Genomic DNA, 25,939 nt, shown 5'->3' with positions numbered 1-25,939 from the left:
TTTCTAACACCAAAAACCTAAAATCCAATACCAGAATTAATGTGGCAACTTATCTTTCAACAATCCATATACAAAAGTTCCTGCCAATGCTGCAACAATGAGAATACCAACAGGAAGAAAACCTGCGCCAAGTAATGTAAACATTGGTCCAGGACAAGCGCCTGCCAAAGCCCAACCGAATCCGAAAATGATTCCGCCGAAGGCATATCGAAGCACTTTTTTTTGTTTTGGTGGAAATTGAATAGTTTCCCCATACAATGATTTCACCTTATAATGTTTGATAATTTGTGTCATGATTACACCCAAGAAAAATGCAATTCCAATAATTCCGTACATGTGAAACGAATCAAATTTGAACATTTCGTAAATGCGAAACCAGGAAGCTGCTTCTGACTTCATCATGGTAATTCCGAATACAATTCCGATCAATAAATAAGCGAGTGTTCTTTTCATAATTTAAAAAAGTAAAGGAAAAATAAAATGAATCATCAATAAACCGCCAATAAAGAAACCAATGACGGCTAGGAGAGAAGGGACTTGTAAATTACTCAAACCAGAAATGGCATGACCAGAAGTGCAACCGCCAGCGTATCGAGCGCCAAAACCAACTAAAAATCCGCCAATAATTAATAAGGAAAGACTTTTTATATCTGTAAAAGCTTCTAGAGAAAACAAGGTTTCAGGGAGATAGGCTTTTCCTGCACTTTTGAATCCTAAAGACTGTAAATCTGCCACAGTATCTGAGTTGATAGCCACCGAATCATCGATCATTAAAAATTCATGAGCAATGAATCCGCCAATAATAGTTCCTAGCACTACGATTAAATTCCAACGCTGTGCTTTCCAGTCAAACTGAAAAAAACCTGCTTTATTTCCGGCACCGCAAATGCTACAAATTGTACGCAGGTTTCCAGACATTCCAAAGTTCTTTCCAACCATAATTAATAAAAACATGACCAGCGCAATCATCACACCAGAAACGTACCATGGCCAAGGTTCATATATCCATTCCATAACAAGTAATTTCTAACAAAAAAAAGAAAATAAAAAGCAGTAGAAAGTAACTTAAGTTACAGAGTTGTTAAAATGTGTATTTGTTTATTTATTTTAGATGCATGAAGCAAAAAATGTTGACTGAAATTTTAGGGAATGCAGATATTTATTTGATCGATCAAATTTTAAAAGGACGCTACAAAAACGACGACTTAATTTTAGATGCAGGTTGTGGAAGTGGACGAAATTTACACTATTTCCATGAAAGCGATTATACGTTTTATGCCATTGATACGAATGCAGCACAAATTGAAGACCTTCAACAGCGATATCCTGAACTTTCTGCCAATTTCAAAGTAGCAGCTTTAGAAAATATACCTTTTGAATCAGCTATTTTTGATCATATTTTGTGCAATGCCGTACTACATTTTGCAAAAAGTGAAGCGCATTTTAAAACGATGTTTTCAGAATTGGTGCGTGTATTGAAAAAGGGCGGAAGCTTATTTATACGAATGACTTCGGATATTGGTATTGAAGGAAAACCCAAACATTTGCACAACGGTGTGTATTTTTTACCAGATGATTCGGAACGCTTTTTGTTGACACGTTCATTATTAAATGAAATGATGGTAACACATCAACTTTCATTATTGGAACATGTGAAAAGTACCAATGTCAGTGACTTACGAAGCATGACAACCTTGGTGTTAATGAAGTAATTTTTATCATCTATGAGAATTAGTATATGTATTTTGTTTGTTTTTAGTTTGACCAACGTTTTTTGTCAAAACAATACGACTGTACCTAATTTTTATTGGGAACACGGTGTGAAAAAGTATTCAAAAGACATAAAACCAAATGTATTTTATTTGAGTTTGATAAATGAATCGTTACACGATAGCATTAAAAATGAACAAAGAGACAAAGAGCTTTTAAAACTGCTTAAAAACTATAAATTTACCATAGAACACAAAGGAATCGCAGATGATAAAATAGGGCATGTTTTTTACAGAAAACTCGTTTTTCAAAACACAGTCATGGATAGCATAACGCTAAGAAACATATATCAAACACTATACTCGTACGATAAAATACAATTTTTTGGACCGCAAATTTATGATATCGAGATGAACTATGGAGTAGGTCTTCAAAGAACAATTGATATTAGTTTTCATCCTAAAACCACCAAAGAAGAGATTGCAAAACTTGTGACAAAATACCAACTTAAAGTACTGAGTGAATTTCCTGCTTTTCAAACAATATCAGCACGTCTTACCAATACGTATGGTTTAGAAATCATAAATTTGACAACCAAAATTCAAGAAGAATCTTGTGTGGACAAAACATTGAATCATTTATACGTTCAAACGGTATATTGATTTTTAAAAGGACTTCTAAGCTTTAATTTGGATTAAGATCTTTTGAATTCAAAATAAATAACATTTCTATTTTTTATTTGCTACACATTGTGTAGCTTTGCTACGTAAAATGTAGCAAATTTATTTAATATGTCATTACCAATTCCAGGCAAACCCGTAAGAGGATCAAAATCAGGAAACCATTTAATGGCGCTTTTTGATTTATTAGGAAGAAGTTGGGCAATGGGAATTATTTGGAGGTTGAATGAAGGTTCTTGTACGTTTAGAGCTTTACAGGAACGATGCGAGTCCATTTCTCCCACAACACTCAACAGAAGAATCAAAGAACTAACCAAAGCTTTTTTAATAGAAAGAACCGTAGATGGTTATGCACTCACCGAGCAAGGAAAAGAAATTTTTGAGTTGTTAGCACCATTAGAATCATGGGCTAGAGTATGGGCAAAAAACTTTAAGGAAGATGCATAACGTACAGTTTTATAGTAATAAACAATTTAATAGAGCTGCTGAATTACGTGAAGTTGTTACGGATGTAACGAATATTTCGTTTGTTCCAATGTATAAAGGAGACTTTTTTGTGCTTCAAGGCGAAACTGCCTCGGTTTTGATGCAAACGCCCATGGAATTAGTCAGCAAAACAGATAAGTATTATTTTTTAGGTATTGTTGACAATCAAGAGGTTTGGTGTATTGATCTTTCGGAGATAGCACAGGAAACCATTGCAAAATATCTTCCAAATGTAGTGTTACTTTCTGTTCGTGATTGTCTACATCTTATCAATGAACAAGAAGCATCTTTATTGGCGTATGCAAAAGGTCTTATCAATTGGAATAATACACATCAATTCTGTAACAATTGTGGCGCTTCAACGGTAATGGAAGAAAAAGGACATCGTCGAAAATGTACTAACTCAAGTTGTGGAATTCCGCATTTTCCAAGAATTAATCCAGCAGTCATTGTATTGATAGAATATCAAGGAACGAATCAATCGCCTTTGTGTTTGTTGAATATGCATCAAAAGGATTATGGATATATGTGTTCGTTGTTTTCAGGATTTTCAGAGATAGGAGAAAGCTTAGAAGATACCGTAGTCAGAGAAATGAAAGAAGAGGTAAATGTGGATGTGAGTCATATCAACTATGTGGCTTCGCAACCTTGGGTATTTCCAGCTTCTATGATGCTAGGTTTTACAGCGAAAACAAATAGTAAAAAATTTAAAATAGACGATAAAGAAATCAAGAAAGCACAATGGTTTTCAGCTGCTGAGATTACAGAATTAGTGCAAGCAAAGAAACTCGTGGTTTCTAGAGAAGATTCTATTTCTCATTACATTATCATGCAATGGGTCAAGCAAAATAGTTAACAAATAATATTAAAAGCATGGGAAAAGTAAATGTAACGATCGTAGGTACGATCAATCCAGAAGGAAAAGAACAATTGTCACACTATATCGAAAAAGTAGGTGATCTTTACAAAAAAGTAAATGCAAAACCTGTGAATAAGTTTAAAGTCACGAAACCATTGATTGGTGCGTATACACCGAATATCGTATCGATCATGGAATTTCCAGATATGGATGCGCTTAATGCAGTATTTGAGAGTGACGCATATCAAGCATTAATTCCCTACAGAGAAAAAGCATTTTCTAAGTTAGAAGCCTATATTAGTGAGTAGAAGATAACATGAAAAAGCGACTTAAGTTATGTGTTTAAGTCGCTTTTTTTATATAATAGTATTTACTTCCAAGCTTTAAAACCACCTTGTAAATCGTAGATTTTTTGAAAGCCTATTTTAGCTAACTTTTTGGCTGCGCGTTGACTTCTATGTCCAGAACGACAATATAAATACATAGGCTGTTCTCTGTTAAAACTAGCAAAGCTTTCTGCGAAATTTGAACGATCAAAAAAGTCAATATTTATAGCGTTTTCAATATGTCCCGCATTGTATTCTAATTTTGTTCGTACATCTACTAATTGAACGTTTTCAGCGGAAATTGCTTCTTTGAAAGCTATAGCATCTATAATTTCGATGGCTTCAGTAGCTTTTGATGTTGCGCCAAATAAGGAATTGAAAAAAGACATGTATTCAGATTTAGAGGTTTTCTGTTACAAAAATAGGGTGTCTGTTGATAGTATACAGTAACCTTAGTCACAAAATATATGATTATTATTTTTGAGCGCAGCCGAGCGATTATACCATAACAAACTCAAAACATTTTTTGCTCAACTGCACTCAAATAGTATTTACAAACTCGATGGACACACAAATTCTGAAATAGGAATTGTGGTTTCTTTGATGGCTTTAAATCCACCTTCAATATTGATGAGGTTATGAATGCCTCTACTTTTTAGGATAGAAGCAGCAATGACACTTCGATAACCGCCAGCACAATGCACATAAAATGTATCTTCTTGTGGAAACTCCGCTAAATGATTGTTGATATAATCTAATGGTGTATTTTTTGCTTCTAGGATATGTTCTGAAGTAAATTCAGAGGTGCGTCTTACGTCAAATATGAGTGTTTCTTTTTGGAAACTTTCTTGAAAAGCTTTGGTAGACATTGAACTGATAGTATCATATTCTTTCGAAGCTTTTTTCCATGCTTCAAATCCTCCTTGTAAATATCCTAAGGTATGATCGAAACCAACTCTCGATAATCGCGTGACAGCTTCTTCTTCGCGATTTTCGGGTGTTATTAATAAAATAGGTTGTTGAATATCGGCAATCAAAGCGCCAACCCAAGGAGCAAAACTTCCATCCAATCCTATGAATATAGAACGCGGAATATGTCCTTTGACAAAATCATCTTGATGACGCACATCTAAGATAATAGCATTGGTTTCGTTGGCAATGACTTCAAACTCTGTTGGCAACAAAGGAGTCGTACCACGTTGTAAGATTTTCGAAATATCATCATAGCCTTCTTTATTGAGTCTTACATTGTCTGGGAAATAACTTGGTGGCGGTAATAAACCTTCCGTAACTTCTTTGATAAATTCTGTTCGTGTCATATCTTCACGTAACGCATAGTTTACCTTCTTCTGATTGCCTAAAGTATCTACCGTTTCCTTCATCATATTTTTTCCGCAAGCTGAACCCGCTCCGTGCGCAGGATATACAATGACATCATCTGCCAAAGGCATAATTTTTTTACGCAAACTATCATATAAATGACTTGCCAAATCTTCTACGGTAATTTCTCCTGTTTTTTGTGCTAAATCAGGTCTGCCAACATCGCCTAAAAATAAAGTGTCTCCGCTAAATAATGCATGATCTTTCCCGTGTTCATCACGTAATAAATACGAAGTACTTTCCATGGTATGACCTGGCGTATGCAAAGCAATGATCGTACTATTTCCTAAACGAAACTCTTGATTGTCTTGTGCAATAATAGCATCAAACGCTGGTGTTGCATTAGGTCCGTATATAATTGGCGCACCAGTTTGTTTTGCTAAAGTTACATGTCCGCTCACAAAGTCAGCATGAAAATGTGTTTCAAAAATGTATTTGATTTTAGCGTTTTGTTGTTGTGCTTTGTCAATGTACGATTGTACTTCGCGTAATGGATCAATAATAGCAACTTCGCCGTTGCTTTCGATGTAATATGCGCCTTGTGCTAGGCAGCCTGTATATATTTGTTCAATCTTCATAAGTAGTAATTTTAAGATGATATAAAATTACATAGTCAAACATTCATACACAGTAACTTGTGTTACAGAATCGTGTTTTTTGAAGTCTTTATTGCTTCACAAAAAATTCCATATAAAAGATAAAAATGGCCATGATGAAGATAAAATAGCCAAATCCTTTTTTGAGTTTTTTTCCATCGATAAAATTTCCTAAGTAACTTCCAATAAAGATTCCAACTAAAGAAATGGAAGTGAAAATTGCTAAAAATTGCCAATCAATTTCCATGGTTATCGCATCGCCTAAAAAGAAACCTAATAAAGATTTAAAGGCAATAATAATTAATGAAGTTCCTACAGCGACTTTCATTTCTACATTAGCCAATAATACCAACGCAGGAATAATTAAAAAACCGCCACCAGCACCAATCATTCCGGTAACTGCTCCAACGACCAAACCTTCCAAAAGAATGAGCGGATAATTATATGAAACTTGTCCTGAGTTTGTTTTTTCTTTACGTTCTTTCAGCATAGAAATGGCAGCAGGAAACATAAGCATTGCAAACAAGCCAAACATGCCCATTCTGCGTGTAAATTCAAAGTCTCCTACGGTAAATATAGTATCAGGTAAAGAAGGAATTACATAATAGCGAACCAGTGTTACGCCTATAATGGAAGGAATTCCGAAAACGATTGCGGTACGCCAGTCAACAAATCCTTTTAAGTGCTGTTTAAGTCCACCAACAAGTGCACTTGTTCCGACAATAAATAAAGAGTATGCGGTTGCTATTTTTTCGTTTACAGCAAATAGATACGCAAGTACAGGAACAGCTAATATTGAGCCGCCGCCGCCAATAAGACCTAGAGAAATTCCAATAACCAAGGCACTAACATAGCCAAGTATTTCCATAATTGTTCAAATATTTGTCAGTGCAAAGTATAGTACATGCAATGATTTTGCAGTAACAAAAGTTACATATTCAGGCTAAATTTATGATTTTAATATGATTTCTATGCAATTCTATGCGTCCCATTTGCTCTAATTTTTTCAAAAGCCTTGATATGACTACTCTCGAGCTGTGTAAATCATAAGCAATTTCTTGATGTGTATTGTGAATTGTGTTTGATTTATTGATGCGAATTTTCTCCTTAAGATAGTTTAGTAAGCGTTGATCCATTTTTTCAAACGCTACACTATCCAATATATGCAATACTTCATTGAGTCGGTTATGATAAGTTTGAAACACAAAATCGCGCCAAGTTTTATACTTTGCAGTCCATTCTTCCATTTTTTGAATGGGAACCATAATAAGTGTGGTATCTTGTTCGGCTACAGCTTTGATTTCGCTTTTGGTTTGCCCCATACAACAATTCATGGTCATAGAACAGGTTTCACCACTTTCTAAGTAGTACAATAGCAATTCGTCTCCTTCTTTGTCTTCTCGCATCACTTTAATGGCTCCAGAAACAAGCAAAGGCATTCCGCGTACGTAATCGCCAATGGCCATCATGGTAAAACCTGCAGGCACTTCTTTAAATGTTCCTACGTGTGCAATTTCATTGAGTAAATCTTCTTCAAAGAGATGTCCGTAGTTGTCTTTAAGTTCTTGAATCATGAAGCACAATTTAGATTTTTATCATAGCTTTCTAAAAGTAATGAAAGTATTTGATTTTCAAAATTACCGCTTTTGAAAATACTGTGCTGTAACATTGGTTACATTATTGCTTTGTAAGAAATATCTATTCCACGTAAAAATGCTTACTTTTATGACAACTAAAAAAATAACAAGATGAAAAATTTTATGATATCTCGCTTTTGGATTTTATTGGTATTTATATCAGGTTCCATTTTTGCGCAAGATAAAGATTGTATATATGGTGATTGGGCAATAGAAACCATTAATGAAGGTAGTCAAGAAGGTTCTATGATTTTTAAGAAAGATAATACAGTCACGGTTGCTTTGGGAAATTCAGAACCTCAAACAGAAAAATTTACAATAGAAGGGAATGATATTGTAGTTGTCATTAATGGTAACGAAAATAAGGCAACAATTAAGTCTTGTGATGATTCAATGTTAACATTATTCGATCAAAAAGGAAAAGCTACTATTGTCTTGAAAAGAGTTACTGCTAGTAAACGAGAATGAACATTAATTGAACTGAGAACAGAGTTTAATACACTAAAAAAGCTGCTTATTACAAGCAGCTTTTCTCATAAATACATTTTGTGAAATTTTACAACGCTTCAATTTGTTTCATGATCGCTTCTGCTTCGGCAGTTTTTTGATCGCTTAGTTTTCTATTTGATGTAGACAGATTGAAAGCTTCTTGAGTTAGCTTTTGATACTTCTCATAGAGTTTGTCTTTTTCTGATTTCTTTTTGAATAGTCCGAACATAATTTTTTCTTTTTTATAGCCTTGTAAAGATACGACAATGGAATGATAAATGTAAAATGCTAAATTTTTAAATTTGAAAGTATGAGAATTTTCTAAATAAAATAGGAATATGATTGTAACAGACAGTTACGTCGTGAACTCTTTGCAGTAATGTTTTGTATTTTTAATCATTTACTATTGAATTCATAAGAGTTAATGTTGGATTTCCAATTTTTCTTAAACCTTAAAAAAATAGAAAACCGAAAGTTTCTATTAGAAACTTTCGGTTTTTCTCAGTATTAAATAAGCTAACTCTTTTAACTATCGTTTTCCTTTTTCTTTTTACGCAAATCGGTATTATATACAACGCTAAATTGTAAGTAGCCTTTTCCAGTGGTACGCACTCTTTGGTAGAGCATTCCTGTTTGTAAATTCAGGTTTTTATTTAACTGATAACCAATACCACCATACAAACGGTTTCGGTCAAACAGTTCTTCTTGTCCATTGACAAAGATTTCATTATAGACACCGAAGAAAAATGCACCAGGTTCCATTTTTGGTTTGTTTACTGGAATGAACAGCATCAATCGATAACGGAAACGTGTTTTAAAATCGCCTTCTACCCAACGTTGTTCGGCACGGTAGCGATGTTCAAATTTTACACGTCCTAAATAATTATTCGTAATCAATTGTTGCCAAATACGATGTTCTTCCGTTTCCGGACTATCGCGTTCACTTTCGTACACAAAACTTCCAATGTAGGCATATCCAGCCGTTGCAAAAGCATTTTTTGTAAAATGATAATTTAATCCTGTACGTAGCAACCATTGTTCTGTATTGTTAGGAAATACGGTATGGTTACGAAATTGAACTTCCGAGTGAATACTAAATTTTTCACTAATTCGGTTTGATCCAAAATACATCAACCAATTTCCTGTTTCATCCTGACTCCAACTCATTAGTGGTGTCATGCACAATAGCAGGACAATAATTTTTTTCTGTATGTTTAATTTCATCCTAGTAGAAAGTTACTTTACCATTACTGATATCGTACATTCCGCCTACAATTTTAATGTCTCCATCACGCTCTAATTCTGCTAATACAGGACTTTGCTGGCGAATGTTTTCGATTGTCATTTCTACGTTTTTAGCCGCAACATTGTTTACAAATTCAATATTTTTTGAATTACGTAAGCTTTCGTCTGTTGGCTCAGTTACAGCTTCTACTGCAGGTTCTATTTTGTTGATCAATGCTGTTAAATTTCCAAGTCTAGCATGATCACAAGCACCTTTTACAGCTCCACATGCTGTATGTCCTAAAACTACGATTACTTTTGTTCCTGCAAGTTTACAAGCAAATTCCATGCTTCCTAAAATATCTTCATTTACGAAGTTTCCAGCAATACGAACACTAAAAATATCACCAATTCCTTGATCAAAAATAAGCTCAGAGGAAACGCGTGAATCTATACAACTTAAAACTGTCGCAAATGGATATTGTCCTGTGCTTGTGTCTGAAACTTGATCTAGTAAGTCACGAGAAACCTGCGTATTTTCTACAAAGCGTTGGTTTCCGTCTTTCAATGCTTGGATTGAAGAATCTGGAGTCATTACTGCCTGTGTTTCTTTTGTTTGTGCTTTCATTATATAATTAATTATAGTGTTATTGTAATTGAATTGTTGATTTATTATTCACGATTAAAATCAGTACGTTGATTTTTTGAATCGCTTCTTTAAAGTTAGATTTTAGATTGCTTAAAGATTCCGAACTTTTCTTTGTATTCGGATTGATGTATGACAATCCAATATTATTTTTAGAAATTGTTGTAGCAATATCTTTTAATTCATCTTTTTTGATTAGAATCTACTTAAGTAGTTTTAGGTCTTAGCTGAAAGAATTCTATAAAACTAGGTGGATTTTCCACAATACCACGTTCTGAAATTAACTTGATGTCAATGTTTCGGTTACGTGCTTTTTCTGAAAAATCTTCTAATATTTCGATAATATCATTATCCAAGAAACGTGTTTTACGAACGTCTAATTCTAAGAATGTATCTCTTGGTAAACTGTCTAATTCTTTTAAAATAGCTCCTTTATTAAAGAAAGTTACTTCTTCAGCTAGTGTCATTTTAATTCTATGCTTTCCGTTACTCTTATCTTCAATGTGTAAGAAGTGAGAATTTTGGAAACTCTTGTATAATATCACTATAATACCAACTGCAAGACCTAATCCAATTCCCCATAAAAGATCGATGAAAACAATTCCTAATACCGTTACAATAAATGGTACAAATTGCTTCCAACCCGCTTTATACATTTGTAAGAATAATTTCGGTTTAGCCAATTTATATCCTACAATTAATAAGATTGCTGCTAATACAGAAAGTGGAATCATATTCAATAAACCTGGGATTAAAATCACAGAAATTAATAATAAGAAACCGTGTACAATGGCAGCCATTTTAGTACGTCCACCAGATTGAATATTTGCAGAACTTCTTACAATTACCTGCGTAATTGGCAATCCACCAATCAATCCAGAAACTACGTTTCCTGTTCCTTGAGCTAATAATTCTTTGTTTGTTGGTGTTACACGTTTTAACGGATCTAATTTATCGGTAGCTTCTACACAAAGTAATGTCTCTAAACTAGCCACCAATGCAATGGTAAAACCAGTAATCCAGATGTTATAATCGTATATTGCTTCAAAGTTTGGTAATGTAAATTGTCCTATGAACGAATCAAAATCTCCAGGCACAGGCACTGTTACCATGTGTTCTGCAGAAATTCCAAAAGTATCGTTACCTTGAGTCAATGCAAAATAGATAATTCCTAAAGCTACTACCACTAGCGGTCCTTGGATCAATTGAAAGATTTTTCCTTTTTTAGATAAAACGGTATTCCAAAGAATCAAAATTGCCAATCCAGTAATAGCAACTAAAGTTGCCCCAATACTAATATGGTTGACAGAGTTTAAGATTTCAGAAAATGTGTTTTCTCCATCTACTTGAAAAAAGGCAAAATCTCCTTGTGGATCTTTATCATAACCGAAAAAGTGTGGTATTTCTTTTAAAATAATAATAATACCAATTCCGGTTAGCATTCCTTTAATTACAGAGGATGGAAAGAAATATCCAATAATTCCAAATTTCAGAATTCCAAAGACAATTTGAATCGCACCACCAATAATAACGGCTACTAAAAAGTTTTCGAAACCAAGTGTGTTAATCGCGGTAAGTACAATAACTGCCAAACCTGCGGCAGGACCACTCACACCAATTTGTGAGCCACTCATAACTCCGACAACAATTCCTCCAATAATTCCGGCAATTAAACCAGCAAAAGGTTCAGCTCCACTGGCTATAGCGATACCTAAACAGAGAGGAAGAGCGACGAAAAATACAATAATACTAGCGGGTAAATCCGCTTTCAAGTTTTTAAATGGGTTTGAACTATGCATGATAGTAAGTAAATGTTTTTTGAATAGAAAGTTGTGATATACACATTACTTCAAATTCGTAGTTAGCTTATTTTTTTGAGAATTGAACTTTTTACTGTGTTTTTAGTTTGTGAGAATACACAGAAAATTGTTCCGATGTACACGATGTACATAGCGGTAATTTAGACCATTTCTGGCGGAGGAATCAATATTTCAATGCTGTGCAAAAGATTTGATTTTTGTACATAAAAGTGAGAATTGTACAAAGATAAATCATTGGTAGCAAGTATAAAATGAATTGAATCTTGTGTTACTTTTTCGTCTTCCGATGCATCTTCAGCTTCTTCTTCGGTATCATCCTCAAAGTCAAAGTCTGCAACTTCTATATTAGAATCAGAAAGTATCGAATACGTTTGTATAATAGGTTGTGACAATAATGCACACATCACCAGCAAAAACGGAAGTTGTTTTAGCAATTTTGATATATTTTGGTGGTTGTTTAGCATTCTTAGTTAATTACTTTAAAAACTAAATTGTTATAAAATTGAACAATAGTGTCTTTTCCTTCTTGAACGTTTGTCAATGATGGCAAATGTTCTGAAAAATAGCGTTGTTGATGCGCGCCTTCAATAACTGTTGAAATTAACATTTGCGGACAATCAAAATCTGCATTAATCTCTTTTACCATATTGCTTACACGTTGCACAACACGTTTATATACTTTGTAATATCCTTTTTCGTTTTCGGTGTCGATATCTTTGGTATGATACGCTTTGGAAGATTCTGCAATGATAATTCTATTCAAAATAACTTCATTTACGTATGAAAAAGAATTATCGACATCTACTTTGCGTGTCAAAATTTCAACCGCAGCAGATAATTTTTCTTCTTTCGACTGAATATTTGTCGTAGCAAATACTAACTTATATTCAATCCAACTCCAATACCAACAAATCAGATACACTAGCAGCATGTGTTTGCTTTCAAAATAGCGGTAAATAGAACTCTCGTTAGAACCAATTGACTGTCCGAGTTTTTTGAATGTAAATGCTTCAAAACCCAATTCATCAATCATTTCAATACTACGCGACACGATTTTTTTACCCAATTCTGACGATTCAGGATTTTTCGTGTAGAGTTCTTCACTGATAACGATATGTATTTGCAAACGATCCATACTACTAATTACAAATATAATAGTAATACTATTGAAAAATAAAAGTTTAACTATTTTTTTTGAAAAAAAATGTGTAATGAATTAAAAAAATAAATGAGAATTGTTTGAAAATCAAAACAATGAAAAAGCAGGAAAACCAATGTTTCTTGGGAAATATGTGTACTTTTGCATGCTGTAAAGGAGAAGTAGAATGCTGTTTTTTTAGAAAATCTAAGATCGACAGAACAATACTTGAATATCAATACAATATATGACACATAAAGCAGGATTTGTAAATATTATTGGAAACCCAAATGTTGGGAAATCAACCTTAATGAACGCGTTTGTTGGTGAAAAACTTTCCATTATTACCTCAAAAGCGCAGACTACACGTCACCGCATTTTGGGAATTGTAAATGGAGATGATTTTCAGGTGATTTTGTCAGATACACCTGGAATTATAAAACCTGCGTATGAATTACAATCTTCTATGATGGACTTTGTGAAGTCTGCCTTTGAAGATGCTGATGTATTAATTTATATCGTAGAAATTGGAGAGAAAAGCTTAAAAGATGAAGCATTTTTCAAAAAGATCATCAACAGTAAAATTCCTGTATTGTTATTGTTGAATAAGATTGATAAATCGTCACAAGAACAGTTGGAAGAGCAAATGGAATTGTGGAAGGAAAAAGTACCAACAGCAGAAATTTATCCGATTTCAGCGTTGGAAAACTTCAATGTACCACAAGTATTTTCAAGAATTATTGAATTATTACCTGCATCGCCAGCATTTTATCCAAAAGATCAATTGACAGACAAACCAGAACGTTTCTTTGTCAACGAAACCATTCGCGAAAAAATCTTATTAAACTACAAAAAGGAAATTCCATATGCAGTAGAAGTAGAGACGGAAGAGTTTTTTGAAGAAGAAAACATCATCCGAATTCGCTCTGTAATCATGGTAGAACGCGAAACTCAAAAAGGAATCATCATTGGTCACAAAGGAAGCGCACTAAAAACTGTAGGAATGCAATCTCGAAAAGACTTGGAAAAGTTTTTTGGGAAGCAAATCCATATTGAATTGTATGTAAAAGTTAACAAAAACTGGCGTAGCAATGCTAAGCAATTGAAGCGTTTTGGGTATAACAATAAGTAGTTTTTAGATACTTTAAGATGGAATTTTAAGCATTAAATTAGCCCTAAAGGTGTAACTTTAACGCTGTACTTCCCAATATCTTTATTTTGAGTATGATTTCCAGTAATTAGTAGATGATCAGGTTCATTTTCAAACTTTTGCCATTTAGCCTCAAAATCTGTTGGAAATAAATAGGGATCTAGCTCACCAGTTAAAAACTTCAAGTCTCCATAACTATTGTAATTATCAAATGAAATCATCACCTCTAATTGTTGATTTAGTAGTTTGTTTTTAGTAGTGAAAATTGATATTAATGCATTAAAGAGAATGATTCCATTTTTATTTCGCAGTTTGTGGGTGTTTACAAACTGACTCAATTCTAAACCATTTTTTTGTGCTTCAGTCATATCTTTTAATTTATAAAATAAGATAATCTCATATTAATAACTTTGTGGATTCCCATAATTACTATGAAAAAATAGTGTAAAAATGAAAATTACACCTCAATCATAGTTTTCAAAAAACCATACAAATCATGCATTTCCTGTTTTCCAGTAGCTTTTCCCCAACGACCACCAAGATATAACGAAAACCAAACCAATACCATGAAAAACATACACGCAACTTGAATAGCATACGAATTCCCTAAAGTAGCATTGGAATACGCCCAAACACCAAATCCAATAAACAAACATGCCACCAAAAAGTGCAAAAACATAAAAAAGGTCCAAACGGTCGGACTTGGTCCAAATAATCCATGAAGCAGGCAATTATGATCATCAATCTCATCAATTTCTAGATGCAATTGCGGCGACCAAAAATGCTGTTGTTGTTTCGGAATTTTTATAAAAACATGCTGATCAATTCGAGAAACCACAAAATCTTTCTGTGTTTTTTTAGTTGCTTCCAAACGATTTAATATACTTTCAGATGCTTCTGGAATCGTTATTTGAAACCGCGGACGTAATACAATTTCTTCTCCTAAACTCATTACAAATACTTTTTTAGGCTTCCAAAATAGTGCATTCCGTTAAAAATAAGACTGATATATATCATGTTGGTTTGACAAGAATTAAAATGATTTATGAAAACTTTATCAATCTCAAATTTAATTCTACAATACAATCGATTACTTTTATAAATACTAAAAATCAATGCTATGAGAATGGTATGTATGTTTGTGTTGCTAGCGAGTATATGCGGATATTCACAACAAAAAACACAGCTTCCAAAAGATAGTTTGGCGCTTCTAGATGGTCTTATGTTGAGATATAATACTATTGAAAAGCTTTCAGATTCTACAAGTACATTTTTTGATAAGAAGCCAATTCCAGTCCAAAGATTTAAAATAAATAGTAACATAAGAGTGCAAACATCTTGTAACTTAACAGGAGGAACATTTGATACTGTAACGGCTAACTATCTCTTAGAAATTGCGATTGATGATGATAATAGTCTCCGAAAAAAGTTTGTTGATGCTATTTATAAATATTGGGTTGAAAAAGATGAAAAATACATAGAAAGGTATAAAAACTCTAGTGAGAAATTGCATCTTTATTATGCAAACGGAGATTATGTTTTGTATAAAAAACCTTTGAGTAATAACGTTGGAGCATACTATACATTCTATTTTAAGAATAAAATCATGAAAGTTTCTTTTGTGGGATTTGATACTAAAAGTGGTTTTGGCGGACTTTCATCATTTCTAAATGAATTGGTACAATTTAGATTCGAACGAAATCAGATCAATCCAAAATATGAAATGAAATTTGATCCAAAACTGTTCATGAAACTTTACAAGGAAAATGCTTTTGCTGTAAAAACAACAAAAAAGTAGTCCTCAGAATATGATATGAAGTATGTGTGCGTTTATGTTAGAAAGTTATATCAAATAGTACGTACATAATTTTTATATCCATGAAACTCCAACTACTGCTTTTAGCCACATTTTTCTTCTTATCAAGTCATCATCCTTTACATAAAGACACAATTCTTAAAATTGATAAAAACGGAAACATACTTGGATTGCCTGCAGAATATGGGAAAGCTAGGTTTAATTTGAAAAATAAACACCTGAGAATAAAAGATAAAAAAATTACGTTTCCTCGATGTGTTCGTGAATATTTTGAAACTTCGAATACTTCAAATATACGTGTGTTAGCTTCTTGGTATCATTCCAAAGAGATCATGCCTTATTATATAAAATTTGAAATTTATCAAGAAAAAAAGGCACGTAAAAGCAAAATACTTCTGAATTTAGAAACCTTAGAATTAATGAGGGTAGAAGTAAGTACTCTAAAAGAAAAATGGGTGTCTAATGATAAAGTTGAACTAGGAAAAACGTGTCTAGAAAGATATAAACAATGTATCAGAAGTGTCAAATAATAGCATAAATAGCATGCTTTAGCAGGTTTATAGAAAAACTTACTTCAATTTACTTTTTACGCATCGACAGAAAATGTACCTTTGCAGGCACAAAAAGAACGAAATGAGTAATATAGTAGCCATCGTAGGACGTCCAAATGTTGGAAAATCGACTTTATTTAATCGTATGATTAAACGTAGAGAAGCGATTGTTGATTCAGTAAGTGGTGTAACCAGAGATCGCCATTACGGAAAATCAGATTGGAACGGAAAAGAATTTTCGCTTATCGATACTGGCGGATATGTAGTTGGAAGTGATGACATCTTTGAACAAGAAATTGACAAGCAAGTAGAATTGGCTATTGATGAAGCAGATGCCATTCTTTTTGTAGTGGATGTAGAATCGGGTGTCACAGGAATGGACGAAGAAGTTGCAAACTTATTACGTCGTGTAAATAAACCTGTACTATTAGTAGTAAACAAAGTAGATGCAGCCAATCGTTTGCATGATGCTACCGAATTTTATTCTTTAGGTTTAGGCGAATATTATCCTATTGCCAGCATCAACGGAAGTGGAACAGGAGAAATGTTAGATGCTTTGGTAGAAGCTCTGCCAGACATTGAAGAAGTTGAAGAAGAAAACTTACCTCGTTTTGCGGTTGTCGGAAGACCAAATGCTGGAAAATCATCGTTGATCAATGCTTTAATTGGAGAAGAACGTTACATCGTAACCGACATTGCAGGAACTACACGTGATGCTATTGATACCAAATACAATCGTTTTGGATTTGAATTCAACTTGGTAGATACTGCCGGAATCCGTAGAAAAGCCAAAGTAAAAGAAGATTTAGAATTTTATTCTGTAATGCGTTCTATTCGTGCTATTGAACATAGTGATGTATGTTTGTTAGTGGTAGATGCTACTCGTGGATTTGACTCGCAAGTACAAAATATCTTCTGGTTGGCTGAAAAAAATAACAAAGGAATTGTCATCTTGGTCAACAAGTGGGATTTGGTAGAAAAAAATACATCTACAGTTAAAGAATTTGAACAACACATTCGCAAGCAGATTGAACCGTTTACAGATGTGCCAATCGTATTTATTTCGGTATTGACAAAGCAACGTATTTTCAAAGCAATTGAAACGGCTGTGCAAGTCTATAAAAATCGTTCCAACCGTGTGCCAACGAGCAAACTAAATGATACAATGTTGTCAATCATTGAACGTACGCCGCCGCCAGCACACAAAGGAAAATATGTGAAAATCAAATTCTGTACGCAATTGCCAACGCCGTATCCGCAATTTGCCTTTTTTGCAAACTTGCCACAATATGTGCGCGATCCGTACAAGCGTTTCATAGAAAACCAACTCCGAGAACAATTTGATTTTAACGGAGTTCCTGTACAAGTGTATTTTAGAAAAAAATAAAATGTCTCCAAAAGGAATTCTCATCACGTTTGCAGTTGTCAGTCTTTTATTGATTGGAATTATGTTTTTAGCGGTTGATGGTAGAAATAATTCGGTTTTAGAAAAACATCCAGTTACAGAAACTTCAAAAAGAAGCAAAGTGGATGAAGCGACAAAACAGGAGGATTCCCTAAAAAGGATTATACAGAAAGACGATCCTAAACTAGAGGATTTCGTTATAAGGAAAACGATCAATCCAAACGAAGTACTTCGAACTGAAGCGCAAATAGATTCACTAAAATCGATTATAAAATCACAAGAATCAACAGATAAAAAAGTGAATTTGGAAGCGTTCAATAGCATTTCCGAAGTAATCATCACACATATAAAAGAGTTGCAAGAAGCGTTATTTCCAGGCGGACTTGCCGCACACGATCTTGGTGAATCCCCTAAAATAACAGAAAACAATGCCGTTTTCTTCAAAGAAAATGGCAAATACACAGAGAAATCCACACAATTTATAGCAAAACTAACTGCTTTTGAAAATGCTATTCGTGGCTTGCAAAAAAACTATCCAATATTAAAAAATATAAAAGTGGAAGTTAGAGATGCATATACAGGAAACATGGATTGGCTTGACTATAATTTCAAAGATTTTCCTGCAGTAGCTTCTCATTCAAAATTAACACAGTTAGAAGCAGCAATAAGAAGCAAACAAGAAGTTATCATTAAGCTTATATTAACGGATGAGTAATTCTTTACAATAAGTTTTCAAAAGCTACACAATTCAATCACTTTTCACTAACATTCAAATAAAACACAAGGTTCATTTTTGTTGAAATAAACATAAATCAACACAATGCAAACCTTAAAACACACACTTTTTGTTGCAGCTGCTCTCGTAGGATTAAACAGTTGTAATAACGATGATGACAATCAAACTACGACGCCTCCAGTAGATACTTCTGTAAACTTTCAATTTAAAAGCACCATCAATATTGGAGGAGAAGGTTCGGCAGAAATCTCTGCTTTCGATCCTTCCACAAACAAATTATTTACTGTGAATACAGAATCAGATCAAATCTCAATTTATGATATTTCTGATGTAAATGTTCCTGTACTAGCAACTCCAATTGATGTAAGCGCTTTTGGTGCGCCAAACAGCGTTGCGGTTCATAATGGAAAAGTGGCTGTTGCTGTAGAAGCAAGCAATAAACAAGCAGCAGGAAAAGTATATGTATACAATACCTCCGATAGTTCTTTAGCCAATGAATACACCGTAGGTTCTTTGCCAGATATGGTGACATTTACGAAAGATGGAAACTTTATTTTAGTGGCGAATGAAGGTGAACCCAATGACGATTATACGGTAGATCCTGACGGAACGGTAAGTATTATTGAAGTGGCTAATAATACGGTAACAACTTTAGATTTTTCAGCATTCAACTCGCAAGAAGCAGCATTGGAAAATCAAGGATTTAGAGTATTTGGACCCAATGCAGATTTAGCCGCAGATGTAGAACCAGAATACATTACGGTTTCAGAAGACTCACAATATGCATGGGTTTCGTTGCAAGAAAACAACGGAATTGCGAAAGTCAACTTACAAACAAAAACAATTGAAGCTATTTATCCATTAGGTTTCAAAGATTACAGTGTTTCAGGAAATGCGATTGATGCCAGCGATAAAGATGATACCAACGAATTGAAAACATGGCCTGTATACGGAATGTATCAACCTGATGCCATTACTTCGGTAAATATTAATGGAACTGACTATGTAATTTCGGCAAACGAAGGAGATTCTAGAGAATACGAAGGAACACCAGGATATGTTGGGGAAGATCGTGTAAAAGACGTAACACTTGATGAAACTGCCTTTCCAACTTCAGAAGACTATCAAGCAAATGAAAAAATTGGTCGTTTAAAAATTGCGCTAGATTTAGGAGATACCGATGGCGATGGCGATTATGATAAATTATACAATTACGGAGCACGTTCGTTCAGTATTTGGTCTGCCGACGGAGCATTATTGTATGATAGCGGAAACGAAATTGCAACACGTGTATTAGCAGAAACTCCAGATCGTTTCAATTGGGATTGGGAAGATGATGCTACAGACAAAAGAAGCGATGACAAAGGCGCAGAACCAGAATCTGTAGAAGTCTTAAACATTGCCAACCAACGTTACATTCTTTTTGTGGGCTTGGAAAGAAACAGTCAAGTAATGGTATACGATATTACCAATCCTGTAGCGCCACAATTTTTACAATTCCTGCAAAAAGATACTGACTTTGCTCCAGAAGGATTATTGGCTGTAAAAGCAGAAGATAGTCCAACAGGAAAAGCATTGGTCATCATTTCTTATGAAGATAGTGGAACCGTTTCTATTTATGAAAACGAATAAATTCTCAGAATAACCAAAACTACATACTACAAGCAATCTTTAGGTGTGCCCATTTATAAATGGGCATATCTTTTTCTTTTTATGCCTAAAACGAATGGTTACTTTCGTTTGGATTCACTCAGAATTCAAACGCAGAAACTTTGACTGCAATACCAATTCAAAGTATACACCATTTAAAATTTATACCATGAAAAAAAAGAATTTAGGAGCAAAATTATCTTTTAAAAGAACGACTGTATCAAACCTTAAAGCTTCACAAGTAAAAGGTGGAACAGGAGATACAAGAGAAGTTACCTGTGATACATCACAAGTTTTTGTGTGTTTAAGTGTTGCAAATTGTCCATCAGCAGGTTGTACTGTAAATTGCACGGTAACATGTCCTACCAACAACAATTGTCCAACAAACGTGAGTTGTCAACCATCATGTTTTAATGGAATGTGCAATCCAAGTAATCAGATAAATGTTTGTTAAAAGGTAGCATAAGATGACTATAATTCCATTGTTGTCTTTTTGGGATAACAATGGAATTATTTCTCAAAATAAAATAGCTTACGGATGCGTAGGCGGATCAACCATGCATTTCCAAGGTTCTGCACTACAATCAGCAGGATAATCTCGGGTATGTCTGCAACCATTTTGTTGTTGTTGTGTTTGAACACAAGTGCCTGTTGGTACTTGGTTCGTTTCATCGTCTAATGAATTTCCTTCGCCAGTTCCTCCGGCAATCTTAAAACTCCTCAAATTAGAGACAGAGTGTTTTTTTAAGACTAATTTTCTTTTCATAATAATAAGGTTTTAAAAAATGTATTTTCAAATGTAAATGTAAAGTCAAACATACTAGTGTTCATTTGTAAATAAAACCTAAGGATTTCGTCCATGTGAGAATTCGGACTTTATATTTTTAATATAATTTGAAGGATAAATTCCGGTATGTTTTTTAAATGCTCTTGAAAATGATTTGGCGCTTTTAAAACCACATTCATGCGCTATGGAAGCTACAGAATAGGCTCTAAATCGTTTTTCATTTTTCAGTCGTTTTATGGCATAAGAAATACGTAAGTTGACTAAATATTCCGTATAACTTTGTTTTTTATGTGTATTGATAGTCTTTGAAAGATACGAAGTGTTTGTAGCTAATTCTTGCGCTAAAAATGACAAAGTGCAATCTGGATTTACAAACAAAGTACTATTTTCAAAATGTTCCAAAGCTTTCAAAATAGTATTGGTTTGTGCTTCTGAAACCTGAGTAGTCACAGTTTGTTTCGTAGCAGTATTAATAACATTCTCTGTTTCGGTAGCGACTGTTATAGTGTCAATTTTTTTCTGATGTAAGCGTTCTCTTCTTCTAAAAAAAATAAAACTACACATCAAAATAACGGCTAAAAATATGGTCAAAACTATCCAAACTCCTTTAGTATACGAAGCCTTTTGTAACTCTTTTCTCAGTAACTCTGATCGCTCTTTGAGTTTCGGAATGTCGTATTTTGTATCTAATGTATATTGTAATGCGGCTCTTTTAGTATATGTTTTTGTGGTATAATCAATGGCTAATTGAGCATAATGTAAAGCATTTTCTAAATCGTTTTGTTGCTCGTAACCTTCAGATAACAAGGCATAGGTATTTGGAAAAGCAAACAATTTTGTAGTGTCTTTCAAATGTTCGGCATTCTTTTGAAAATAATAAATCGCCGAATCGGATGTCTGTGTTGCCAAAAAAACCATGCCTTTATAATGATATATAGATGGCAATCGTCCTTGTAAGCCAATTTTGATGGCTGTGTTTTCCGCTTTCGCTAGATATGACAAAGCTTCATCGTACGATTTGTCAGTATAAGAAGCAATTCCTAATAAGGTTGTCAAATAGGTAATATCTTTTTTGTTTTTTTCTGCTAAAGCAAGTTTCAAACCTTTTTCGCCAAAAAAAAGGGAAGAGTCTAATAACTTTTTCTCCGCAGGATGTACAGAATACTTTTTAAAATAAACATTGCTTAAACTTTTTAAAATAGGGATTTTCACTTCATAAGGAATGTTAGACTTATTGTAAGTTTCATGATATAAAGCGCGATATTTTTGTAGCGCAACTTCTTTATTATCAATCATAAAATACAAAGCTGCAATCTTATGCTCAACAGTGATTAATAACAGCTTATTATCAGCATCTTTGGCAAGTTGCAATGCTTTCAAATAAAAATCTAGTGCTACCTCATAATTTTTCTCTTTATAATAAAAAACAAAGCCTTTTCGTTCATATGCTTTTCCTAATAAGCTATTATTTTGCTGAGTTTGTAATAAAGAAATTGCAGTGTCAACATGTGTAAGTGCTTTTTCCGTTGCACCATAAAAAGTTTCATGTCTACAAGCTATTAAAAGTGAAGAAACACGCTGTTCCAAAGTTGTAGCTTTCAAAAGCATGTTGTTCAAATAGACTTTTGCAGTATTAGGAGTCGTATTCTTATAAAAATTATATTTCTCAGTTAAAATCTCAAAAGAAAATTTAGCCAAACTATCTGTCTTAAACTGATCTTCTTGTGCATGAATTTGCAAAGAGCATAGTGCATATATAAGTATGAAAAAGACAGATTTAAACATGTGTAGCTAAGAGTTTGTATGATAGGTGAATTACAAAAATAAGTAATTAAGTAGATCAAATTTGAAAAAGGAATATTGGTGATTTTAAGATTTTAACCAAGTGTTTTAAGATTATTTTAATAATAAATGAGGAATTTTTCTGTTTGTTTGTATGCAAACCGATTTACTATCAATCAAAAATCAAAATGAATAAACCATTAAGTCTGCTGCTACTTATTTTAGCCAGCTTTTTCTCAGGGCAACTTTCTGCTCAAGAATTTGAAATCAAAGGAAATATTGTTGACAAAATAGACAAAACTCCATTAGAATCTGCTACAGTATATCTGCAAACCATCAAAGATTCTACGCTTATTACGTATACCATTAGTGACAATAAAGGACGCTTTGAATTGGCGGGAAGAACCCAACAAAAAGAAGCTAATTTATTTATCACTTTTACCGGATTTAAAGTCTATCAACAAAAAATTACCTTAGACAAATCAGTGATCACACTTCCAGAAATTGCTATGGAATTGGCAACGGACGAACTAGATGCAGTGCAACTTACGGCTATCAAAGCACCGATTACAGTTAAAAAAGATACTTTAGAATTTAATGCCGATTCGTTCAAAGCACGTCCAGATGCTACGGTAGAAGATTTGATTAAAAAACTGCCAGGTGTTGAGGTAGACAGTGATGGAAAAATAAAAGTCAACGGAAAAGAAGTCAACAAAATTCTGGTAAATGGAAAACCGTTCTTTGGGAACGATCCAAAAATTGCCACAAAAAACTTAACGAAAGAAATTGTAGATAAAATTCAGGTGACCACGACCAAAAGTGATTCGGAAGAATTTACAGGGAAAGAAAGCACTTCGGAAAATCAAACGATCAATATAGAACTCAAGGAAGATCAAAATAAAGGTTTCTTCGGACGTGCCACCGTAAGTGGAGGAACAGACGAACGCTATGCCATGAGTGGAATTGGAAACTATTTTAATGACAAACAGCGCGTCAGCGTTCTTGCCAGTAAAAACAATATCAATAGTTCCGGATTTAGTTTTGATGAAATTTATGATATGATGGGAAGTGCCGGCGGAGGTGTATCTTGGAGCGATAATGGTTCGTTTTCCATTGGAGGACAACAATTTGGTGGCGGACAAGGAATTACCACATCTTCCAATGCAGGAGCTAGTTTTGTAGATGAATACGAAGACAAAACTGAAATTGCTGCAGATTACTTTTTCTCGCGTGCCGATTCAGAAAACGAAAATAGAGTAGAGCGTGAAAACATTCTGCCAGATGGAAGTTTCTTTACCAATTCGAGAAGTACATTTTTAAACAGAAATGATAATCATAGAGCAAATGCAAACTTGCAATTTGAAATCGATTCAACCTTCAAAGTAATTTTTAGACCAAACTTTCAATTTTCAGAAGGAGAAAACTTTTCTTCACGTAATGAAGAATCGTTAGAAGACGATGGAACAGTGATCAACCGTGGTGAATCGCAAAACCAAACGGATTCCGAACGTCGCAATTTTAGAAGTAATTTATATGTAATCAAAAAGTTTGGTAGTAAAGGAGCGTATATACAAGTAGGCGCCGATGGAAACTTTATAAACAATACTTCTGAAAATTTCTTAAATACAACAAATGAAATATTTGGAACTATACCTTCGATTGAAACCAGAGATCAATTGACAGATTCGGAATCTAGACAAAATACGATTTCTGCGAATGTTGAATATCGAATTCCGCTAAAAGCAAAAAAGATATTCTTAGATCTTGAATATAGATTTTCTAACAGACGTGAACGCAATGACAGACGCGTATTTGACTTTGATAATACAAACAATGCCTATGACGATTTCAACGAAAGTTTGAGTTCTGACTTAAAAGTAAATTTTCAAACGCATTCACCAAGAATTGGGATTAACTATTCTGGAGAAAAACTACGATTTGGTGTCACAACAGGATTGTTATTTTCGGAACTAGAAAACGAAGAATTTATTCAAAATACGACAGTTCGTTCTACGTTTACAGATATCAATATCAATAGTTATGCGCGCTACACCATTAAACAAGGAATGAGCGTTTATTTTAACTACAATACAAGAACACAAGCGCCAAGTGCTCAGCAATTACAACCTGTTGCCAATGTGAGTAATCCGCTAAATATCACTGTTGGTAATCCAAACTTAAACAGAGAATTCAACCATGATTTCTATGCAAACTTTAACAACTATGATTTTAAATCAAAAAGTGGCTTTTTTATATGGATGAATGGAGGTCTTACAAATGATAGAATTGTTCCTTTATCGGTAATTGATGAAAACAGAATTAGAACAACGACGTATACAAATGTAGATGGAATTTACAGAATAAATGGAGGTGGATCGTTTAGTAAAACCATCAAAAAAGATAGTACATCTTTGCGATACAGAGTTGGGTTATATACAAATATCAACAAAGAAATTAATTTCACGAATGGCGTTGAATTCTCTACAAAGCGAAATACGATTACGCCAAGCATGAGTCTGACATATAACTACAAAGAATTGATAGAAATTGAACCTAACTATTACGTAGGATTCAATACAACACGGTATAGTTTAGATAATTTTGATAACGAAACCTTTCAAACACATACTGCAGGTTTAAAAACAACTACGTATTGGCCTAAAAAAATTGTATTTGGAAATGATTTACGTTATACCTATCGAACCAATGTAGCACCAGGATTTGAACGAAGTTCGTTATTTTGGAACATGAGTTTAGGTGTAAAAATTCTCAACGATAAAGGAACCATCAAATTGACAGCTTATGACTTGTTAGATCAAAATATCAATACAAGAAGATCGATTACGGCTGACTTCATTCAAGATTCACAAAGTACAGTATTACAGCGTTACTTTATGCTAGGTTTTACCTATAAACTCAGCAAAGTTGGAGGAAATAAAAACAGCTTTGAAATGTTTTAGTACACACATATAATGCATACCATACAAAAAAGCTTCTGACAAATACACAGAAGCTTTTTTTGTACACTTAATTTTGTATTTTGAGGCTTTAAATGTAACGAATGCTTCAAA

General features: G+C 33.8%; 30 protein-coding genes. 14 read left to right on the top strand and 16 right to left on the bottom strand.

Going from position 1 to position 25,939, the window contains the following annotated elements; genetic code table 11:
- Window positions 1-36: 36 nt before the first annotated feature.
- Window positions 37-453, bottom strand: a complete 417-nt coding sequence (locus tag Q0845_RS05430) for a DUF6691 family protein (protein ID WP_298510308.1) — start codon at window positions 451-453, stop codon at window positions 37-39.
- Between the two features lie 3 nt (window positions 454-456).
- Window positions 457-1,014 carry a YeeE/YedE thiosulfate transporter family protein gene (locus Q0845_RS05425; RefSeq protein ID WP_298510305.1) on the bottom strand — a complete coding sequence of 186 codons (558 nt, stop codon included), beginning with the start codon at window positions 1,012-1,014 and terminating at the stop codon, window positions 457-459.
- Window positions 1,015-1,127: 113 nt separating this feature from the next.
- On the opposite strand from Q0845_RS05425, the gene Q0845_RS05420 reads away from it, so the two are divergent.
- From Q0845_RS05420 to Q0845_RS05400, 5 genes are all read left to right on the top strand, one after another.
- The gene (locus tag Q0845_RS05420) at window positions 1,128-1,712 is read left to right on the top strand and encodes a class I SAM-dependent methyltransferase (RefSeq protein ID WP_298510302.1); all 585 of its coding nucleotides are present in this window, start codon (window positions 1,128-1,130) and stop codon (window positions 1,710-1,712) included.
- 150 nt (window positions 1,713-1,862) lie between these two features.
- A complete protein-coding gene (locus Q0845_RS05415) occupies window positions 1,863-2,372 on the top strand; it encodes a hypothetical protein (protein WP_298510299.1) in 510 nt (169 codons plus the stop codon).
- A 129-nt stretch (window positions 2,373-2,501) separates the two neighbouring features.
- On the top strand, window positions 2,502-2,837 hold the full coding sequence (locus Q0845_RS05410) for a helix-turn-helix domain-containing protein (RefSeq protein WP_298510295.1): 336 nt from the start codon (window positions 2,502-2,504) through the stop codon (window positions 2,835-2,837).
- Window positions 2,830-3,732 carry an NAD(+) diphosphatase gene (gene nudC / locus Q0845_RS05405; protein WP_298510292.1) on the top strand — a complete coding sequence of 301 codons (903 nt, stop codon included), beginning with the start codon at window positions 2,830-2,832 and terminating at the stop codon, window positions 3,730-3,732. Before Q0845_RS05410 ends, nudC begins: the two co-directional genes overlap by 8 nt.
- A gap of 17 nt (window positions 3,733-3,749) precedes the next feature.
- Window positions 3,750-4,043, top strand: coding sequence for a DUF1330 domain-containing protein (locus Q0845_RS05400; RefSeq protein ID WP_298510289.1), 294 nt, complete (start codon window positions 3,750-3,752; stop codon window positions 4,041-4,043).
- 62 nt (window positions 4,044-4,105) lie between these two features.
- Here Q0845_RS05400 and Q0845_RS05395 read toward each other — a convergent pair whose 3' ends face one another.
- From Q0845_RS05395 to Q0845_RS05380, 4 genes are all read right to left on the bottom strand, one after another.
- Window positions 4,106-4,450, bottom strand: a complete 345-nt coding sequence (locus Q0845_RS05395; RefSeq protein WP_298510286.1) for a rhodanese-like domain-containing protein — start codon at window positions 4,448-4,450, stop codon at window positions 4,106-4,108.
- A 162-nt stretch (window positions 4,451-4,612) separates the two neighbouring features.
- Window positions 4,613-6,019, bottom strand: coding sequence for an MBL fold metallo-hydrolase (locus Q0845_RS05390; RefSeq protein WP_298510283.1), 1,407 nt, complete (start codon window positions 6,017-6,019; stop codon window positions 4,613-4,615).
- An 88-nt stretch (window positions 6,020-6,107) separates the two neighbouring features.
- Window positions 6,108-6,905: a sulfite exporter TauE/SafE family protein gene (locus tag Q0845_RS05385; protein WP_298510280.1), complete on the bottom strand. Its 798-nt coding sequence runs from the start codon at window positions 6,903-6,905 to the stop codon at window positions 6,108-6,110.
- A gap of 70 nt (window positions 6,906-6,975) precedes the next feature.
- On the bottom strand, window positions 6,976-7,611 hold the full coding sequence (locus tag Q0845_RS05380) for a Crp/Fnr family transcriptional regulator (RefSeq protein WP_298510277.1): 636 nt from the start codon (window positions 7,609-7,611) through the stop codon (window positions 6,976-6,978).
- A 174-nt stretch (window positions 7,612-7,785) separates the two neighbouring features.
- Here Q0845_RS05380 and Q0845_RS05375 point away from each other — a divergent pair, with 174 nt between their 5' ends.
- Window positions 7,786-8,142, top strand: coding sequence for a hypothetical protein (locus Q0845_RS05375; RefSeq protein WP_298510274.1), 357 nt, complete (start codon window positions 7,786-7,788; stop codon window positions 8,140-8,142).
- Window positions 8,143-8,230: 88 nt separating this feature from the next.
- Here the strand turns inward: Q0845_RS05375 and Q0845_RS05370 are convergent, their stop codons facing one another.
- The 6 genes from Q0845_RS05370 to Q0845_RS05345 all read right to left on the bottom strand — a co-directional run bounded on the left by Q0845_RS05370 (window position 8,231) and on the right by Q0845_RS05345 (window position 12,988).
- Window positions 8,231-8,392, bottom strand: coding sequence for a Lacal_2735 family protein (locus Q0845_RS05370; protein ID WP_290680543.1), 162 nt, complete (start codon window positions 8,390-8,392; stop codon window positions 8,231-8,233).
- A gap of 296 nt (window positions 8,393-8,688) precedes the next feature.
- A complete protein-coding gene (locus Q0845_RS05365) occupies window positions 8,689-9,387 on the bottom strand; it encodes a DUF2490 domain-containing protein (RefSeq protein WP_298510270.1) in 699 nt (232 codons plus the stop codon).
- A gap of 1 nt (window position 9,388) precedes the next feature.
- Complete coding sequence (locus Q0845_RS05360; RefSeq protein WP_298510265.1) at window positions 9,389-10,015, bottom strand: carbonic anhydrase family protein; 627 nt, start codon at window positions 10,013-10,015, stop codon at window positions 9,389-9,391.
- Between the two features lie 224 nt (window positions 10,016-10,239).
- Window positions 10,240-11,832, bottom strand: a complete 1,593-nt coding sequence (locus tag Q0845_RS05355) for a SulP family inorganic anion transporter (protein WP_298510262.1) — start codon at window positions 11,830-11,832, stop codon at window positions 10,240-10,242.
- A gap of 161 nt (window positions 11,833-11,993) precedes the next feature.
- Window positions 11,994-12,287 carry a hypothetical protein gene (locus tag Q0845_RS05350; RefSeq protein ID WP_298510260.1) on the bottom strand — a complete coding sequence of 98 codons (294 nt, stop codon included), beginning with the start codon at window positions 12,285-12,287 and terminating at the stop codon, window positions 11,994-11,996.
- Window positions 12,288-12,319: 32 nt separating this feature from the next.
- Window positions 12,320-12,988 (bottom strand): TetR/AcrR family transcriptional regulator, encoded by a 669-nt coding sequence (locus Q0845_RS05345; RefSeq protein ID WP_298510257.1) that lies wholly within the window; start codon window positions 12,986-12,988, stop codon window positions 12,320-12,322.
- A gap of 250 nt (window positions 12,989-13,238) precedes the next feature.
- Between Q0845_RS05345 and era the strand changes: the two genes are divergently transcribed.
- Entirely contained in the window at window positions 13,239-14,123 is an 885-nt protein-coding gene (era, locus tag Q0845_RS05340) for a GTPase Era (RefSeq protein WP_298510255.1), read from the top strand.
- Between the two features lie 32 nt (window positions 14,124-14,155).
- Here era and Q0845_RS05335 read toward each other — a convergent pair whose 3' ends face one another.
- Both Q0845_RS05335 and Q0845_RS05330 read right to left on the bottom strand, forming a co-directional pair.
- Window positions 14,156-14,509: a hypothetical protein gene (locus tag Q0845_RS05335; protein ID WP_298510253.1), complete on the bottom strand. Its 354-nt coding sequence runs from the start codon at window positions 14,507-14,509 to the stop codon at window positions 14,156-14,158.
- 89 nt (window positions 14,510-14,598) lie between these two features.
- A complete protein-coding gene (locus tag Q0845_RS05330; RefSeq protein ID WP_298510251.1) occupies window positions 14,599-15,093 on the bottom strand; it encodes a GTP-binding protein in 495 nt (164 codons plus the stop codon).
- A gap of 168 nt (window positions 15,094-15,261) precedes the next feature.
- Between Q0845_RS05330 and Q0845_RS05325 the strand changes: the two genes are divergently transcribed.
- The 6 genes from Q0845_RS05325 (at window position 15,262) to Q0845_RS05300 (ending at window position 20,753) form a co-directional block, all read left to right on the top strand.
- Window positions 15,262-15,939, top strand: coding sequence for a hypothetical protein (locus Q0845_RS05325; RefSeq protein ID WP_298510249.1), 678 nt, complete (start codon window positions 15,262-15,264; stop codon window positions 15,937-15,939).
- Between the two features lie 80 nt (window positions 15,940-16,019).
- Window positions 16,020-16,487 (top strand): hypothetical protein, encoded by a 468-nt coding sequence (locus Q0845_RS05320; RefSeq protein ID WP_298510247.1) that lies wholly within the window; start codon window positions 16,020-16,022, stop codon window positions 16,485-16,487.
- A gap of 103 nt (window positions 16,488-16,590) precedes the next feature.
- Complete coding sequence (gene der, locus Q0845_RS05315; RefSeq protein ID WP_298510246.1) at window positions 16,591-17,895, top strand: ribosome biogenesis GTPase Der; 1,305 nt, start codon at window positions 16,591-16,593, stop codon at window positions 17,893-17,895.
- A 1-nt stretch (window position 17,896) separates the two neighbouring features.
- Window positions 17,897-18,628: a hypothetical protein gene (locus Q0845_RS05310; protein ID WP_298510244.1), complete on the top strand. Its 732-nt coding sequence runs from the start codon at window positions 17,897-17,899 to the stop codon at window positions 18,626-18,628.
- 105 nt (window positions 18,629-18,733) lie between these two features.
- Window positions 18,734-20,281, top strand: a complete 1,548-nt coding sequence (locus tag Q0845_RS05305; protein ID WP_298510243.1) for a choice-of-anchor I family protein — start codon at window positions 18,734-18,736, stop codon at window positions 20,279-20,281.
- A 187-nt stretch (window positions 20,282-20,468) separates the two neighbouring features.
- Window positions 20,469-20,753: a class I lanthipeptide gene (locus tag Q0845_RS05300; protein ID WP_298510242.1), complete on the top strand. Its 285-nt coding sequence runs from the start codon at window positions 20,469-20,471 to the stop codon at window positions 20,751-20,753.
- Between the two features lie 78 nt (window positions 20,754-20,831).
- Here the strand turns inward: Q0845_RS05300 and Q0845_RS05295 are convergent, their stop codons facing one another.
- A complete protein-coding gene (locus tag Q0845_RS05295; RefSeq protein WP_298510240.1) occupies window positions 20,832-21,065 on the bottom strand; it encodes a hypothetical protein in 234 nt (77 codons plus the stop codon).
- Between the two features lie 78 nt (window positions 21,066-21,143).
- A complete protein-coding gene (locus tag Q0845_RS05290) occupies window positions 21,144-22,871 on the bottom strand; it encodes a helix-turn-helix domain-containing protein (protein ID WP_298510238.1) in 1,728 nt (575 codons plus the stop codon).
- Between the two features lie 185 nt (window positions 22,872-23,056).
- Here Q0845_RS05290 and Q0845_RS05285 point away from each other — a divergent pair, with 185 nt between their 5' ends.
- Window positions 23,057-25,828 carry an outer membrane beta-barrel protein gene (locus tag Q0845_RS05285; RefSeq protein WP_298510236.1) on the top strand — a complete coding sequence of 924 codons (2,772 nt, stop codon included), beginning with the start codon at window positions 23,057-23,059 and terminating at the stop codon, window positions 25,826-25,828.
- Window positions 25,829-25,939 lie beyond the last annotated feature (111 nt).

The organism is uncultured Kordia sp. (assembly GCF_947489565.1).
GTDB lineage: Bacteria > Bacteroidota > Bacteroidia > Flavobacteriales > Flavobacteriaceae > Kordia.
The sequence above is the reverse complement of the archived record's forward strand: the minus strand, read 5'-3'. Positions and strand labels throughout refer to the sequence as shown.